The sequence below is a fragment of the Shewanella sp. UCD-KL12 genome (genome assembly GCF_001957125.1).
GTDB lineage: Bacteria > Pseudomonadota > Gammaproteobacteria > Enterobacterales > Shewanellaceae > Shewanella.
On record NZ_MPHJ01000013.1, the window covers coordinates 89,994 to 105,601 of the forward strand.

Sequence of the window (15,608 nt, forward strand, 5' to 3'; positions counted from 1 at the left end):
ACAGACAAAATATAGTACAATTACTACTCACTACAAACTCATTTTAACCGCAAATATTTATTACTCTATTTGCACTAAACTTAGCTTTGCATGATTATCAAAGGAAATCTGTTCATCGATGTTATAACATTCATCTTGTTCAATCAGTGCACTCAGCTTGTCAATGTCATCCTTTGACGACAAGTAGGCAAATAGTGATAATGGTCCAACGGTGCCTGATTGTTCCAAGGTGTTAAATATTTCATCTTTAACCACGTAAAGCCTATTTTCTTGAGCTGGTTGCTTAAGGTTGGAAACCTCCACCACATAGCCGCTGTCAGTTAGACGAACTAAGAAGTCAACCCAGTTGGTTTCGGCGCGTTTCAACACCTGGTTATTGGCAATGAGTCTATTTAGCTTAAGCAATTGCCCTTCTAAACTCACCGATTGGGCCCTGACTATCATCTTCTTAATATCAGATTTTATCGGTTTATTAATGGGCTTCTTATACTGTGCTTTTAATCGCTTAAGTAAGTATTGATTGCGCTTTTCGAAGGGCATGAAGCGCGGTTGCTCAGCCACCTCTAAATACAAACTGATGAGGTTATTATGACAACACTCAGATAACAGAAGTTGGTACGCTTGTGCCATTATTTACTCCACCTTGCTTGTGCCATGGCCGATTCTTTAGCCAAAATATTGCGGCCGTAACGATAGACCATTTCTGAAGATGACCAACGCCCTGCTTGCTGCACTTCTAATACCGAATAACCGGCACTTAACAGATCCTGACAGGCGCCGACTCGTGCACTGTGGCCAGACCAATCCGATATGCCCCGGATAAGTTGTGGTCGATGCGTACAAAAGCTCAAATAAGCCTGTTTAAATACGCGGTCAATGGTGAACCGTGAGATCGGGTTATGTTGCGTTGCAGGGTTACCATTCTTAGCCATTTTTTTAAATAAATACACGCTGTCATTGATGCTATGTGACAGGTAGCGTTCAAGGATCTCAACGCATTGGCGACTAAGCATCACGACATCTGGCTCGCCTGATAAGTTAGTTTTGGTAAACGGGATAAGCAGTGTCGCCCGTCCATCATCATGATATGTAATATGAGATAACTCAATCCTGGCTAACTCACTTTCACGCAGCATGGTTTCATACGCGGTGATCATTATCGCCAAATTTCTGCACTCAAGCGGTGATTGATGGTTTACCCACAGGCTAACCAGTTCATCAATGTGGTGCGAGCGGAACGGACTCGCCTGCGTCACCATCTCACTGGCCCTTGCTTTTTGCTTACGAATACCGCCAACGATATCCATCACTTTTTGGGTGTGTGAAGGGGAAGGTAACCCTGCTGCAAGGTGGATTTTACTGACCGCCCAGCGGTATTGGCTCAAGGTATTCATTTTAACGACAGACTTTTTATCATTAATGTACGCAATAAATGTCGCGGCCGAAGCAGGCAATGAAACATGATTATGTTCATTACACCACTGTTCAAATACATTCCAATAAATAAACAATGACTTTAGGGTGTTGTCGCTCAAGGCGCTATCATTGTTAGCAAAATCTGCTAAAAGCTGGTTTATCAGAGACTTAACTAGGTCATTATCAATATGCTCTGCCGTCAAAGATAGCTGAGATTTAAGGCGTTTTTCCAATAATGATCGGTTGTCTAACAATGACTCTTCAAGCGTATTCGGGGTCAGTGTATCTGCGTTCGCCAAACTTGAGTTGACTGCAGCGATAAGATTTTTAGTCATGGTCGCCCCCAACTTGGTCTGCATGATCCTTATAAAAAGCCAGTAGATGATCCACCGCTTCATCGAGGCTCGATAACCCCAGCTCTTGTTTAAAATGGTGTAACTCTTTGACTATCGTCGCTGAGATCTCCGGGCGAACTTTACGCTTGCGTTTGCTCTGTTGACTCATTTTTTGCTTCATGGCGCGCCAACCGGCATCACTAAAAATGCGATTGAGCTCATCATTAAGTGCATCCATTTCATACTTGTTGACAGTTGCAGGCTCACAAGTGCGAATGGTTTTTATTAATCGATTACAATACAGCCACAGATTTTCATAGTCGTTGGAGTAGACAATGGCTTGGTACCACGCTTTATTATCCAGTGCACTGGTGGGTTTCAGCCATAGTTTGAGTAGATCTGCAGAGAGGAACAGCTCATCGACTGACAACAAGCGCAAATTATAGCCGCGCCCTGTTTTGCCATATTGATAACGCCATTTTGGCGGCTGATAATCAGACATGCCTCACTCCTTATTATGACGGAAACACCATGACTGAACATTCTCGTCAAACAGTAGCATCACCCCGAAAAATGACAAACCCTCAATTAGGGTGACACCATTTAATAAAAGCTATTATAACGCTGCTACAATCCTTTATGCAACATAATGCTAATTATGTTGCATAAAACTGATATTTTCAAGAGTGATTATAAATGGTGACACCACAAAAGAAATCAACGGTAAATCGATAGGGTAAGTAAGGCTTGAGGGGTAATCGGCTTATCAGTTTTTCTTTAACACAACAATTTAATTACAATTGGTGACGAACCACTCATTTCGTACAACGATGCATTGAAAATACGCTAAAAAACAATGATGTTAATACCATACCTACTGAAAATGGAGAGCTCATGCAGAAGCCAGAGAGGGAAAAGCCCACGTCTAATCATGGTGAAGAAACAATTAGGTACAGGCTGATATGCTGGGCACTATTTGCAAAACATAATGCGACTGAAATTGCTTTAATTCCTCATCATTTTATCTTGTACATTTTTAGACTCGAGGTGGAACCTAAGTATGGCTTTTTTAGAGGTTTTGCTTCAGTCATGCTTATACTTATTACAGCGAGCACAGTCACAGGTGTAGTCTTATCATATTGCAGTTTAAAAAATGCTGAAGAGTCATCACTCAATTCATATAGAATGTCACTATACCAAACGATAGGAAGTAATAACTATAGCTCTGATGCGGTTAAAAGAGCTTTAACAAACTTACTTGATATGGAAACAGTTAGTGGTATATCTATTGGGACAAAACAGTACAGAAAAAACATATATGATATAAATTTATCAGGTGAGTTATGGAACACATCAATAATTAACCACTATATTTCCGGTGATATGGAAAATCTCAGCCTATCAGGTAATCTACTAGACAGCACTTTAGATATCTCAACAATTGAAAATTCAACCCTCCACCTTAAAGGAAACAATTACTTGGTGAAGGTTGATAAACTTGGCAATGAACAGTTTAATGAAAGTAAGGACAATTTACATGACGTAAATGTTCACTCTAGCAATGGCAATGCATATTTAAAAATAAATAAATGTAATAATAGCCTGTTAGAAATCTCTTCGATGAACAACTCTAACCTGCAGAGTGATGAGGCTGAGGAGTTTTTTTTAGATCTTGACGCTGACTACTTATCAGGGTTCACGAGAGACCGTAATGGCTCTATAGTCCAGGTTCCACAAACACATCCATATGGTCATTACGATAAGATTAAGGTCTTGTTAGATAGGCAAATATTCAAACTGAATAGGGATGAACTAACGCGTCATTTTAGCTCTCAATTAAGTAAAGTTAACGAACAATTAGCACTTGTACACTTTAAAAGAGCATTAACAGTAGACACTGGCAATAATTGTGACTTTGAGCTATCAGGAGATTTCGGCACATTTTCTGTTAAACACGGATCAAATATAAATGTTGAGATCAAAGATTTTTTTGGCATTAACTCATTTCTAGCCCTTGGCAGTACTGCGGCAATAATTAATTCAAGTGATTTAATTAATGGGTTTGAAAATTCAAGTATCGCTAAACAGAATAAACTTTATAGATTACCAATTCATTTATCTGAAGGTAACTTCACAATAAATTCAATTGATTCTGATTTGAAAGGTGGGATTATCCAATATAGGGAAGGATCACAAGTGCTCATCAACACTGAAATATTGAATTCCACAATTTTTTATGGAAAGACAACTAATAATATTAAGTTTAATATAACTAGAGGGCATAACCTCAGCTTTGTCTTTGTTGATAATGTAGACTGTGAACAATTAAGCAAGATAGAAGGTCATGATACTTTTATCTTTAATGACTCTTCAAGTTGCTCATTTGGCCACTCCACCAATGAGTCGGATTACTTGTTGAATGACATCAGCATTTGGGACTTAAATTCAATATTATACCTAGGCTATCTCAAGCACTACCAAAATGTTACTCAAAAAGTAGTGTACCAGATAGTAAAACACTAGTTATTCATAAAATTGCATAACAATTGATTATAGCCCCGTGATTTTTCTATTGGCTATTCACTCTGTTGCATATAGAGTCAGATAAGAGAAATTTTCATACGCTACCCCTCATGGTAGCAAACTTTAATGTCACAACTCAAAATGATTGACCAGCCTAAAAAATAGGCATAGACTATAATTATTGACAGTATGCCGTAACACATATGAGTAATCGAGCAACCTTAAATTCATACATATTAATCAACTATCAAAGGCTAGAAGAAGCGCTTGCTGAACTGGCAGAGTTTGTTTGTTTGAATTTGATTCAGGTAAATATTTATCAATTACCAGTTAACAATCTCGGGGACGAATCTGAAGTACCGACCCAAATTGAGATTCTTTCACAATTTACAGAAGTTAATGATCAGTCAAAAACATTTGTTAAGAAGGCTATTACTCAAAACAAGATAAATCCCTTCAATGAAAATACATATTTAGCGAAAAGATATCCAGGCATCATCGTTTTACCTCAGAACCTTAAGCAGCAGTTTACAGATTTAAATGAGCAAGCTAATAGATTAAGAGTCATTTTTAGTGATTCCGTTAAGGTTGGATTCGACAAAAGACAAGATATACATGAAAACCTGCATAAATTGCTCCCGAATGTAGTTCTTCTGAGTGCAGTTAGGCAAATAAAGATCTTAGATGGGTCCTTTGAACATGTAAGCTCCGTTAATTTCTATTGGCGAGCTAAGAAGATAAAAAAGCACGTAAAGCATGATGACGCCCTGAACATACTCGACTCAGGGCTTAAGGCTAGAAATTTCGAGTGCTTTGGATTAACAAAAGATGAAGTTGTTAACCGGCATGGAAAGGAAACAGAGTTACTCACTCATGTGCCCACCAGCTCTAAGATCTTTGAGATCCGCTTCGCACGAGTGCAACCATTTATCGATATATGGTGCAAAGGTAGCGGAGAAACACGAGCAAAACGGCACATAAGTAGTAACGCTACAATACCAATTGTTTTGTTTAAGAAGCCCGAAAAAATTAATGATTTGAAAGATTATGTGTATCGCGAACCACCAAAAATTGAACACCCAGTACTGATTCAACGGAAACATTGGTACTTAATCTAATGAAAGGATGGCAACATGATTTGTCAAATTTTATGCGCAATAACTTTATCAGTCACTACTCCTGCAAATGAACTACCAAAGGGGTTAACCTTTAACCAGACAGAAAGTTTTTCTAGCCAAGTACAACTACATCCTGTTAATGTACATATGACTACACAGCAGGAGTACATTAACAAACTTTACCAGGCTCAAATGGTTTTACTAAATGGTAAAATCAATCGTCAGTTTATTGCTACTCCAGCGCGTGTTAATGACAAATATATGCTTGGCGGTAAAATATTTAATGACCCTCATAGGCAATTCACCTTCCACGGAGATACCTACTTCATGGATAGGAAAGATCAATAATGGAATATAACCTTTTTCGGAAAAATAGATTGTTTCAGGCCACGATAATTGCACTGATGATGCCTTTTTGTATTTTTATGCTTTCTACGATAACTTCGTATAAATTGTATGAGATTACTTTACCTTGGGTTTACATAGTAGCAAGTGCTGTTCCCATACTTGGAATTTTCATAAAAGTAAAAATATCTACAACAGACACATCACTGGTAGTCACTAGACATTTTTTTTCTATACTTTTATCAAAAAGGCACATAAGTAAAACTGTTGACCAAACAGTTTCTTGGAAACAATCTCAGAAGAACAGAAAGGTTTTTACACTCTTTGTAGGAGATACTTCTACGCAGATAACAGTTAACGGCTAGTTGTCGAATGTTGTGTTACAATGAATTATATGAACTATAAGTTAACTTACCAACAAGCCTTAGAGCTGATCCGTGATAACAAAGTCACCAGTGCTAATGATTATATGCGTTTCAGAAATTCTACCCCTGATTTGAAATCACAACTTCCTTACCAGCCTATGGTTTTCTACAAAGATCATTGGAAGGGGTGGGATGAATTCACAGGCGTTGAATATTTAACTTCTGAACATGATATAGAGTCATTGCAGAAATTGGCATTGTCTCTTAATTTGAAAACTAAAGAGGAATGGCAGTTAGCAATCAACACTAAGCAGATAGAAGCTCCAGTACATATAAACAAGATCAAAGGGTTTAAGAACTGGAATGAATTTTTCAATAAACCAACCTACATTGATTTTGCAAGTTTGCTCGTATTTACAAGAAGTCTTAAATTAAAAACTCAAATGGATTGGCGTGAATGGTGTAAATTGAACACTCGGCCCAAAGATGTTCCTTTCAATTTAAGAAAAAACTACTTCGATGATTACCTAAAAGCATGCCCAACAAAAAAGCCTAGTTTCTGGCGCTACATATTTCAGTAGCAACCAGAGATTTAGTTCTATGAACGACTTCCTACATTTGAGGTGTTACTAGGTGTAGTGTTTGATATAGATTCAGTTTCAAACCTTTCATTATATTCATCCATATAACTATCAAATTTTGTTTTTTGCTCTTCTGACATGTATGGCTCTAATTTATCAGATAGCTCGCCCAGTTGATTTGAGACTGATTGTTGATGACCTGCATGCACAGCCATTTCATCAAACCTATGGTTAAGGAAGCTGTAGGTACCTGGCTCTATGCCTGAACCTGAAACACCTAGATCATTACTTACCCCCCAGAACTTTTCCCCTTCGATAATGCTACTAAAGCCTTCAGAAATAGATGAGTCAGGTGATGATTGATCCATTGCTGATGACACCATTCCACGGTTGTCCAATGCATTAAGATATGATCCAACTACGTCACCATCTCTATCAGAAGCCTTTTCAATAGCTTTATCAATTAATGAAGATCCTCCTCCAGATTGAGAGTAATTTTGGAACCATTGGTTAGCGGCAGAGAGTTGCTCCTTTTGCTCAGTTGTAAAAGCGGTACTTCCGCTATTTCCATCTTTGCCCACAATTGAATCAACCATTTCTTGATCTGATATCAAGCCGATCATGGCCTCAAAGCTTTCAGACGAATTATATCTATCATCAGCTTTCAATCCATTTTCTAGAACCTTAGTATTTATATTTCCAACATCGCTAAGTTTCTCCATTCCATCAGCATAATCCTCTTTAACCGATGTGGGTATTGTTCCACTGTTTGTTGAGCTGACAATAAACTCATTCATGTTTTCGGCTGCATCACCTTTTACATGATCAACAACCTGGCCTGCTACACTTTGAACTCCCCCTAAAACTCCAGCAGTATTTGCATGAGTGTCATGTAAATTTGCTGTTGAGTTGTTTAATCTTTCCTGATCATCTTCACTAATGCTTCCGACATTTGCTATTGATTGACCATCTTCTTCAAATTGAGCATTACCGTCTGAATGAGCAGCAACAACTGCAGCTTGTCCATTAGCTGTAGATGCCTGTGTGGTATCAATCCTGCCACTCGCATTGCCCTGTGTTTTGTCTGCACTGGAAGTTGGAGTTTGGTTAGAACCGGCAATATCTGCAGTACTTTGATGTTCACCTAAAACATCCTTAAGCTCATAGTCACCGAGAATTGAAGATGTTGTACTCTGCATTTGTTGAAGATTGCCTTCGCGATTTTCATATACGTCTGATGCTTGTGCAGCGCCCTCAACACCATGATTTTGGAGAGCATTAAATATTCCCTTATTAATTGAGTTATCATTCATTTCCTTATCAAAATCTACCCCCTTTCCTGATACATCAAGGCCATCATTTTGTTTTACGTAATCCATTAATGCATAAGCTTTTGCTTCACCATATGGGGTTGCAGAGTAACCATCTCGAGTAGCAAACCGTTCAGCAGTCTGATTTTCCAAGTATTTCTCTCCAGAAATCATCCCATTTTCAGTTTGAATTTGAGAATTTGAAATCTGCTCCCATAATTTGGGATCAACACTTTTAAGGTAATCCTCGATAGACTGGCCATCGAGTTGCCTTGTCATTGTTCCTGTATCAATTTTTGCAGATTGAGAAATCTGGCCACTGGCAGTATTCATATTACCAACTGAAGCACTTTGCTCCTGCAAAACTGACTCTTGTTTTGCTAATTGAGCAGCCTTGGAAGTACTTTCTGCAAACTGAGCACTTTCTGTAAACTGACTGCTATCACCTGCAGTTTGAATCTGAGATAAGGCAGCATTAATCTCTTTACTTTTACTTTGTGCTTGTTTAAGTGTATCGCTAAATGATTCCTTACTTGATTGAGACGCTTCGTCATTCACACCCATTGCAACTTTAGCTTTTGCACCTAGCGATACTCCGTTTCCTCCTTTATTAAAACCAAGTTGACCACCGGCGCCAATCTCGACATTACCATTTGCAACCAATCGTTGAGCCTCTGATATATCCATGCCAGTAGCTTTAGCAATTGCCTGTGATGCTTGAGCCATAAACGCTTCTTTGCTTCCCACTGTGGATTGGGTTTGGGACCCAGTGGTAAAATCGGAACTTCCACTTTGTCCAGATTGAAACATTTCTTGGATTGCTGCATTTTTTTGTTGAGATACCGTTTCTGAAGCTTTATTAATGGCTGTTTGTCCACTAGTCGCCCCAGCTCCAACAGAGCCTCCTGCAGTTATATCTCCAGCTGTTGATGATGTCGCATTGTCACCACGATTATACGCCCCAATATTATTCATATATTGGCTATTATGATTACCAAAACTAGCGTTTCCTGAGTTCATTGTTGCACCAGTATCAGGCGCAAACCTCTCAGCTTTTATACTTGGATCTGCCATACTTTTCGAAGCCATACCTTGCATTGCATGGACTCCTCGATACATAACGAATACACAGATAGCAGGAATAAAGGTATATAACATCCCTCCCATAGAGATATAACTATTAGCAGATGCAAACTGAGAATCGATAGCGGTTAAGCTAAACACACTTTCACCTGCCACCACTCCTTCGGTAAACCGTCCAGTCATTGCCATACCCATGAATCCATTTACGAGAACAATCATAATGGTCCACATTTGCACAAAGACCCATACCATCATGTATTGGCCTACAGCCATTAGCCCCTTACTTGAGATAGCCAACATTAAGCCAATAAATGGCGTTAAAAACACAGCTAAAGCTTCAAAAAATGACTGCATTATTTCTGCATTTTCCATCCAATACTCTTTCTTCTGAGCATTAGCTAGGTGCCTTTGGTTAGCAGTATCAAACATACCTCTAGCAACCTGGTTTCCGTAATTAGAATTGGGAAAGTAATTTACAAACTGACTTTTCAAAAACATAGCATTCGCTAAAGTCAAAGATGATTCAGCATCAGGCATTGTTCCTTGAGATGTTTGTTGGTCAACAAAAATCTGTACTTCATTTAGATCTATACCCTGAGCTTTTAAAGACTTATCCAACGAATCATTGAATATAGGACTTTTAATTGCTTCATCAAGTTTTGCGTAGGCAATCGTACAGCTACTCATTACCCCTTGAGTAGCTGTTCCTGATGGGTCTAAAAAATACGTAGTTTGCAATGCTTTATTAGTCGTTTGGATAGTTGCCATTAAATCGGCTGGTTTAACTTTAAAGATTGCTTCTATAGGCTCACTTTTGCCGTCTTCAAGTAAATTTGAAGGCGTATAACATTCATTTAGGTATAAGTTCATTGACTTACATATGTTATATGACTTCTCTGCGTTTCGATAAGGTGTGCAAACAGACTCATAATTCACACTGGCAAGACCAACAAAGTGTTGGATAGGTGAAAACGCACTCCATGTATTGTCAACGCCAACGATACTAAATGCTTGAGCAAATCCATCTGCAAGGTAACTAACTGAGTTAGTAATTAGCCACCCACTAAAAGCAGGCAATAAAGGTACATTGCTTACATCTTGGAAAGAATTGTCACGCTTCGAAATAACAGTAACATCAACTAATGACTGTGGGCCTAATAGTCCAACGACCAATATAATACTTAAAATAAAGCCTTTAGCAGGAAATGGAGATTTATCCTGGTCTATCGCCCATTGGAAAGTGCTCCAAATAAGACCAAGAATTAACCCGGTCCCAAGGAAAAGATAAATATCACCTGAAGACCAAAGTCGTGAAATTCCCGTAAATATTTCTATAAGAAATGCAGGGTTACCCACTGAAAATATTTCATAACTTCCCATGACTGTTACTCCGCTGACTTCAATGCATAGAAATTTGCAAATTGAGCTGTAACTTCGTTGATATGCTCTTTAAGTTTTGATTTAACGGATAACTGATATTGTTCACGAAATGTTTCAACTGACTTCAGTGATTGAGGTAAACCGGCTTTGGCTACTTTTGAATTTTGGTTTTCAGATTTCTCCTTCTCCAAAGCTTGTTCAGTTTTCTCCATCATATCTTCAGCTAGATGCTCGAGAACAGTTCGTGTCATTTGAAGAGATTTAAGCATTTTATAAGCCTCCTTATTCCCACTATTGGTTCCAAATTTAACCATGTTGGAAATCATATCGTTGCCTAGATAATAATTGAGAATTTGTTGGTCTTGAGTTAGTGCTTGATCGCCTTTTGCCATAACATCCCATAAGTCATCGATACTTTCCGCTATGAGGGGCAGGAAACGCTTAGAAGTATTAGTAGACTCGGTAATTTCTGTGCATTGCGGATTGCTACACTTATAGTAGGTAATGGTCACATCAGAAGTGTTATTAAAATTTTGTACATCGAAGAAAAGGTCGAAAAAATAACTAGGCCCTTTTGCAGGGTAATATGAAATACATGTACTCTCGCCATCTTGCGCTGGAGAGGAACAGCCGATGCCGCTTGTATTAGTAACTGTAGTTCCAAAGAAGGTCATGGCCAGTTCATTTCTGTTCATTGAACCAAAGCTTTCGAAAAATGCTCCCATTGCCCCATGCTTATCAAGAGCTGCTTTTGTGGAGTTATAATCAACGGACACCGCAGTCTCACCAGCATTTTCAGCGATGCTATTTGAATCATTTTCAGCAGAAAACCAATCCGGTCTAGTTCCCAATGCTGACTTAATCGAAGAAAATTGTGACTCCATCAATTTTAACTCTGTAATAGCAGTCGTATTCTCTTCTCCAACTGCTGACATCATCATGTTGCGGCCCATTTGACAGCCATTTTTTGAGAACTTGTTCATATCAGTGATTAACTTTGTGAGCTCTTTTTTTATGTCACCAGCCATAGGTGAGATAGAATTCAAAGCTAAATCGAATGCATAGGTTGCGGCGCCTTGCATAATTGCTCTTGCCATTTGAGATAACTCATCACCACTAATCATTGAAAATGAACCTGCAAACATATCAATACTTCCACAATCATCCATTTTAAAATTGGGTAATCTAGCTGCTACAATATTTGCAGGTTGACTGATATTTGGTCGGTAACTAAAAGAGCCAAAAGAAACTCCATAGCGTCCATTGCCATGCTGAGAAAAGCTTGGTGGAGTGGCGTTATACATATCGTTAAAAATTGTTTGCATCGGATCTGAGTATGCCGGTGATACAAACATAGAAAAGGCAACTATAGAAATTTTTAGCTGTTTCATTTTTGCAAAGTCCTTCGGTTAAATGGAGTCCCGACTGGAGAGCTAGATAGGTCAATCTTGGATTTAAGAGCGTTAAGCAATACTGTTGGATTATCGATCTCTGAAGCTTTTACTGCGACATTCCCATTTGCTAAAGCATTCGACCCTCGAATATGTTGTGCTGACTGATACTCTTCATCAGTTATCCAGTCCATCGTGTGGGCATTCGCAATTAACTGAGTTTGAATTTTGTCTAAGGATGCTGCCCCTTGAGCAATCATCTCGAATGACTGGCCGTCATTTGATACAAGAACAGTTGTAGGGGTAACTTGTATATTGAAGTCTAAGGCTACCTGTCCAGTCGTGTCATACACCACATTATCTTCTGGTATGCCCGGTAAAACACCGCCATCAAGAGAGACATATAAAACATTCACCTCATAATAATCAGCCAATATTTTCATTAATGGCAATTGCTTTTTACAGTAAGGGCAAGTGCTAGAATAGAAAAACCATAACCCACCTTTCATCCCAATTTTTGCTAAAACAGGTTTAGATTGTTCCTGCCTTTGTCGTTTAAAGTTGGATAACATAAAACTTTCAGTTGGACGACGATGCTCCTCTGATAAGAAGTTACCTTCTTTACGAAAATAGTCCGTTGTCTTTGTTGCAAAATTTGATGACATATCAATCATGATTCGTTGAGCAGAGTAAAAAGCGCCTAGATTTTCTGAAGAAGGATTGTTAATAGCCTTCATCTTTAAAATTGGGATGTTATCCTTTAGCCATTCAGCATTAATTTCAATCATTTCAGGTTCTGATTCGCCTTGTACTTGAATAACTTCTTGAGTTATTTCAACCTTACTTTTCACCTCGGGTTCTTCTTCCTCTATTGGTGGTGATTCGTGCCAAAACCATCCTTTTTCACGAGCTTTGTAAAATGCATCATCACCACTAAATACCGATGAACAAAAAATACAGGCGAATAAACATGTTAAAAAAACCAATAATTTCATACATACCTCCGTTCCAAATAGTGTACTGGTGGTACAAAAGTAACGGTGTATTTAAGATTGCGAATAATGGTATCTAAAGTTGATTTTTAGCAAGAATAGCAATGTAGAAGGTTGTATTAATTGAAGGGGGCAGATATTTCAATAGATAATTGCGTCATTTACTAGATGACGCAATTACTATGCAAGGAGCAGTTAAAGTAAAGTAGCTATTTACTGGAGATCGAATGCGGGAAATGTTTACTTATGTCCACATGATTATTACTTGCTGCAAGTGAAACCGCTTTTTTACTGGGAGAACAAGTTGGAACAGAAGTTGGCTTTGCACAACCGACTTTGGTAATTCTTACAACCTCCCTCTTCTCAATACAACACCAGCATTCTTTTTTTAAAAATGAATAATGGCGAATGAATTGCGATTTACATTTTTTATTACTGCATGACTCAACAATATATGAGTGATCAATAATCCCTCTAATTAGATATGAAAACCTTGTTATGTCACAAATTTGATCGGTAATGATTTCGGGGTATAGTATCTGAGCAGCAGTCCAAGTTGCGACAATATCTGACACTTTGGGCTCTTTACTTAAACTCAAATCACCGGAAACATTTATATATAACTTAAATAAAATATTTGAGAACTTAAACCCAGACTTTTTAAATGTCCAAGCAGCTGATGAACCTCTTGAAAACTGAAGTTGAGGGTTTACATTTTTAAACCTTCTTACATTGTTATAAGTACCAGCAACAAACTCATCAATGCATTTCGGTGTCATGCCTAGTGAATGTAACTGCATAGCCTGATTGTTATTAATCAATAATGACTCTGATAATGAAATACTATCTCTTTTTGACATGATACTTCCCTTTAAACACTCATCATCAGTTAATAGAATAGATACCAGCTTCAACAGATAATAAACTCTCTCGACCATCCCTTAAAAATAACGGGACGTTGATCTTTTTATTAATGGTAAAAACAGGAGAGAGGCAACGTAATGACCTCATTTTCATAGGACTAAACCAACTATTTACTAGTTTGCTTATCAAACTATTATCTATGCCAGTCACACCAACTGTAAAACCTCGAGAATGATAAGCTGAGTCACCAAGCGATAATAAAAGTGCAGATTGAGCTTCTAGTATATCATCGAAATATTTCCTATTTTCAATTGACAAATTGTCTGGATAATTAAATTTATTATTATAATTAATTTCCGCACTAGATTCAGCACATACATTATCAACCCAGTCATCTAACTTGAAGCCGATAGATAGAGATCTTTGTGATTTATAGGTCATTGAAGAGAGAACCCAATGGTTCAAAGATTGGCAAATTTTATCGAACTCTTCGTGGCTGATGCCTGATAGAGTTGAACAAGTTTTCTCATCTAAATCGAAAAAAGTTGAACACAAAACCGAGTCATGAACCGATAGGCGATGCAAGGCCGTCAAGTACATTCTCTGACAGTCAATTAGCAACCTATGGAAACTTATATTTTGCTCAATCATATCTACTACCACGTAAATTTTTAAAGTCGAATACAGCCTAAATTTAAAATAGGCTCACAATCCATATGGACAACTTTACAGCAAAACAGATTCTACACCTGCGGCTATGTTTTTACAACATAAAGAAACCAATTGTCACAAAACACCTCAAGCCATTGATACAGAAGCTAATGACGACACAAGAAGACAACAAATGTGACACCCAAGATCACAAACTTGATAATTACCCGGCATTTTCTATACATAAATTTCTACATTGATTTATTTTGATACAAACATAACCAAAGCATAAATTAGCAACCCGCCATAAAAGCGTTTGGTCGCTTACATAGGTTGTAAACTAGCCATTGTAAGAATAGTCATACCTGAGTTTTGTCCCTGCACACATTTGCAACCTCTATTTGTTTACAACATATATAGCAATTTCTAGCTCAGTTTATTGAAGATTATGATTTAACAACTTTTGGTTTCGTATATATGTTGTAAACAATTCTCCAAACACCTCTAACGAGCAAAAAATGGCTCATAGTGAAGTTGTAAACTTAGCCGCATTTACAACAGATAGTTATTTTATAAAAATGACTACAAGGACTTTTCTTAATGTTTTTAGCTAATGAGTTTCAAATTTCTAATTTCTACGTTTAGTGTGTCGATATTTGCAATCTTAATCCCCTTCCATAGAAACCATTCATGATTAAATATTCTTAGTAGCATTGCTCATTGAGGAGTAAGTATGGGCCAAACCAACACCCTTACCGCTGAAAGTAAGGGCGAAGTGATTCTTTCAATGATAAAGAACTCACATGAATTAAAAGATCAACTTCAAGCAGAAGTACAGTTCAAAGTAGATGCATATTGGGAGGAGTGGCAGACTGAAAACAAAAGGATTAAGTCTCTACACATTTCAGTAGGCTCTGCTGACTATATACACACAGGACGATTGGCACCTAGGGTATATTCCCCAAAAAACACTCACCGTGTTTACTTGGAGTGGTGGGACTTTAAAAAAAGTCCATTAAGAAAGCATATAAAATCCTTTGGCGTTCGCATTAAGCCAACTAAAAAAGGGTATACATGGTCCAGCGTATCTAAGCATGCAAACTCATGGGAAAAGAAATTATATGATAAATACGAAGCTCAATTTAACTCTTTAAGAATTTCTCTTAATGCTATCTGTGACCATATTAACCATTTAAACAAAATCCTACGAGTTCTTAGAAAACCAGCTCAATAAAGGCAACATAAGGAATTATC

General features: G+C 37.8%; 13 protein-coding genes. 5 read left to right on the forward strand and 8 right to left on the reverse strand.

What is annotated here, in order from left to right; translation table 11 throughout:
- Positions 1 to 60 precede the first annotated feature (60 nt).
- Genes BM736_RS18885 through BM736_RS18895 form a run of 3 tightly spaced genes read right to left on the reverse strand, consistent with a single transcriptional unit; the run spans position 61 to position 2,253 of the window.
- Positions 61 to 630 (reverse strand): DUF2913 family protein, encoded by a 570-nt coding sequence (locus BM736_RS18885; protein ID WP_076415035.1) that lies wholly within the window; start codon positions 628 to 630, stop codon positions 61 to 63.
- The gene (locus BM736_RS18890) at positions 630 to 1,751 is read right to left on the reverse strand and encodes a tyrosine-type recombinase/integrase (RefSeq protein ID WP_076415037.1); all 1,122 of its coding nucleotides are present in this window, start codon (positions 1,749 to 1,751) and stop codon (positions 630 to 632) included. Before BM736_RS18890 ends, BM736_RS18885 begins: the two co-directional genes overlap by 1 nt.
- Complete coding sequence (locus BM736_RS18895) at positions 1,744 to 2,253, reverse strand: hypothetical protein (protein WP_076415039.1); 510 nt, start codon at positions 2,251 to 2,253, stop codon at positions 1,744 to 1,746. The genes BM736_RS18890 and BM736_RS18895 overlap by 8 nt, the downstream gene beginning before the upstream one ends.
- A 392-nt stretch (positions 2,254 to 2,645) precedes the next feature.
- On the opposite strand from BM736_RS18895, the gene BM736_RS18900 reads away from it, so the two are divergent.
- The 4 genes from BM736_RS18900 (at position 2,646) to BM736_RS18920 (ending at position 6,683) form a co-directional block, all read left to right on the forward strand.
- Complete coding sequence (locus BM736_RS18900; RefSeq protein ID WP_076415041.1) at positions 2,646 to 4,274, forward strand: hypothetical protein; 1,629 nt, start codon at positions 2,646 to 2,648, stop codon at positions 4,272 to 4,274.
- 203 nt (positions 4,275 to 4,477) lie between these two features.
- A complete protein-coding gene (locus tag BM736_RS18905; RefSeq protein WP_076415043.1) occupies positions 4,478 to 5,392 on the forward strand; it encodes a DNA replication terminus site-binding protein in 915 nt (304 codons plus the stop codon).
- 15 nt (positions 5,393 to 5,407) lie between these two features.
- Positions 5,408 to 5,740, forward strand: coding sequence for a hypothetical protein (locus tag BM736_RS18910; RefSeq protein WP_076415044.1), 333 nt, complete (start codon positions 5,408 to 5,410; stop codon positions 5,738 to 5,740).
- 391 nt (positions 5,741 to 6,131) lie between these two features.
- Complete coding sequence (locus tag BM736_RS18920; protein WP_076415047.1) at positions 6,132 to 6,683, forward strand: hypothetical protein; 552 nt, start codon at positions 6,132 to 6,134, stop codon at positions 6,681 to 6,683.
- Positions 6,684 to 6,700: 17 nt separating this feature from the next.
- Here the strand turns inward: BM736_RS18920 and BM736_RS18925 are convergent, their stop codons facing one another.
- The 5 genes from BM736_RS18925 to BM736_RS18945 all read right to left on the reverse strand — a co-directional run bounded on the left by BM736_RS18925 (position 6,701) and on the right by BM736_RS18945 (position 14,354).
- Positions 6,701 to 10,456, reverse strand: coding sequence for a conjugal transfer protein TraG N-terminal domain-containing protein (locus BM736_RS18925; protein ID WP_076415049.1), 3,756 nt, complete (start codon positions 10,454 to 10,456; stop codon positions 6,701 to 6,703).
- A 5-nt stretch (positions 10,457 to 10,461) separates the two neighbouring features.
- A complete protein-coding gene (locus BM736_RS18930) occupies positions 10,462 to 11,847 on the reverse strand; it encodes a conjugal transfer protein TraH (protein ID WP_076415050.1) in 1,386 nt (461 codons plus the stop codon).
- Positions 11,844 to 12,842, reverse strand: coding sequence for a conjugal transfer protein TraF (gene traF / locus BM736_RS18935; RefSeq protein ID WP_076415052.1), 999 nt, complete (start codon positions 12,840 to 12,842; stop codon positions 11,844 to 11,846). The genes BM736_RS18930 and traF overlap by 4 nt, the downstream gene beginning before the upstream one ends.
- Before the next feature lie 206 nt (positions 12,843 to 13,048).
- Positions 13,049 to 13,699: a hypothetical protein gene (locus BM736_RS18940; RefSeq protein WP_076415053.1), complete on the reverse strand. Its 651-nt coding sequence runs from the start codon at positions 13,697 to 13,699 to the stop codon at positions 13,049 to 13,051.
- Positions 13,700 to 13,724: 25 nt separating this feature from the next.
- Positions 13,725 to 14,354, reverse strand: a complete 630-nt coding sequence (locus tag BM736_RS18945) for a hypothetical protein (protein ID WP_143562439.1) — start codon at positions 14,352 to 14,354, stop codon at positions 13,725 to 13,727.
- A gap of 733 nt (positions 14,355 to 15,087) precedes the next feature.
- On the opposite strand from BM736_RS18945, the gene mobI reads away from it, so the two are divergent.
- Positions 15,088 to 15,588, forward strand: coding sequence for a conjugative transfer protein MobI(A/C) (gene mobI, locus BM736_RS18955; RefSeq protein WP_076415059.1), 501 nt, complete (start codon positions 15,088 to 15,090; stop codon positions 15,586 to 15,588).
- Positions 15,589 to 15,608: the final 20 nt, after the last annotated feature.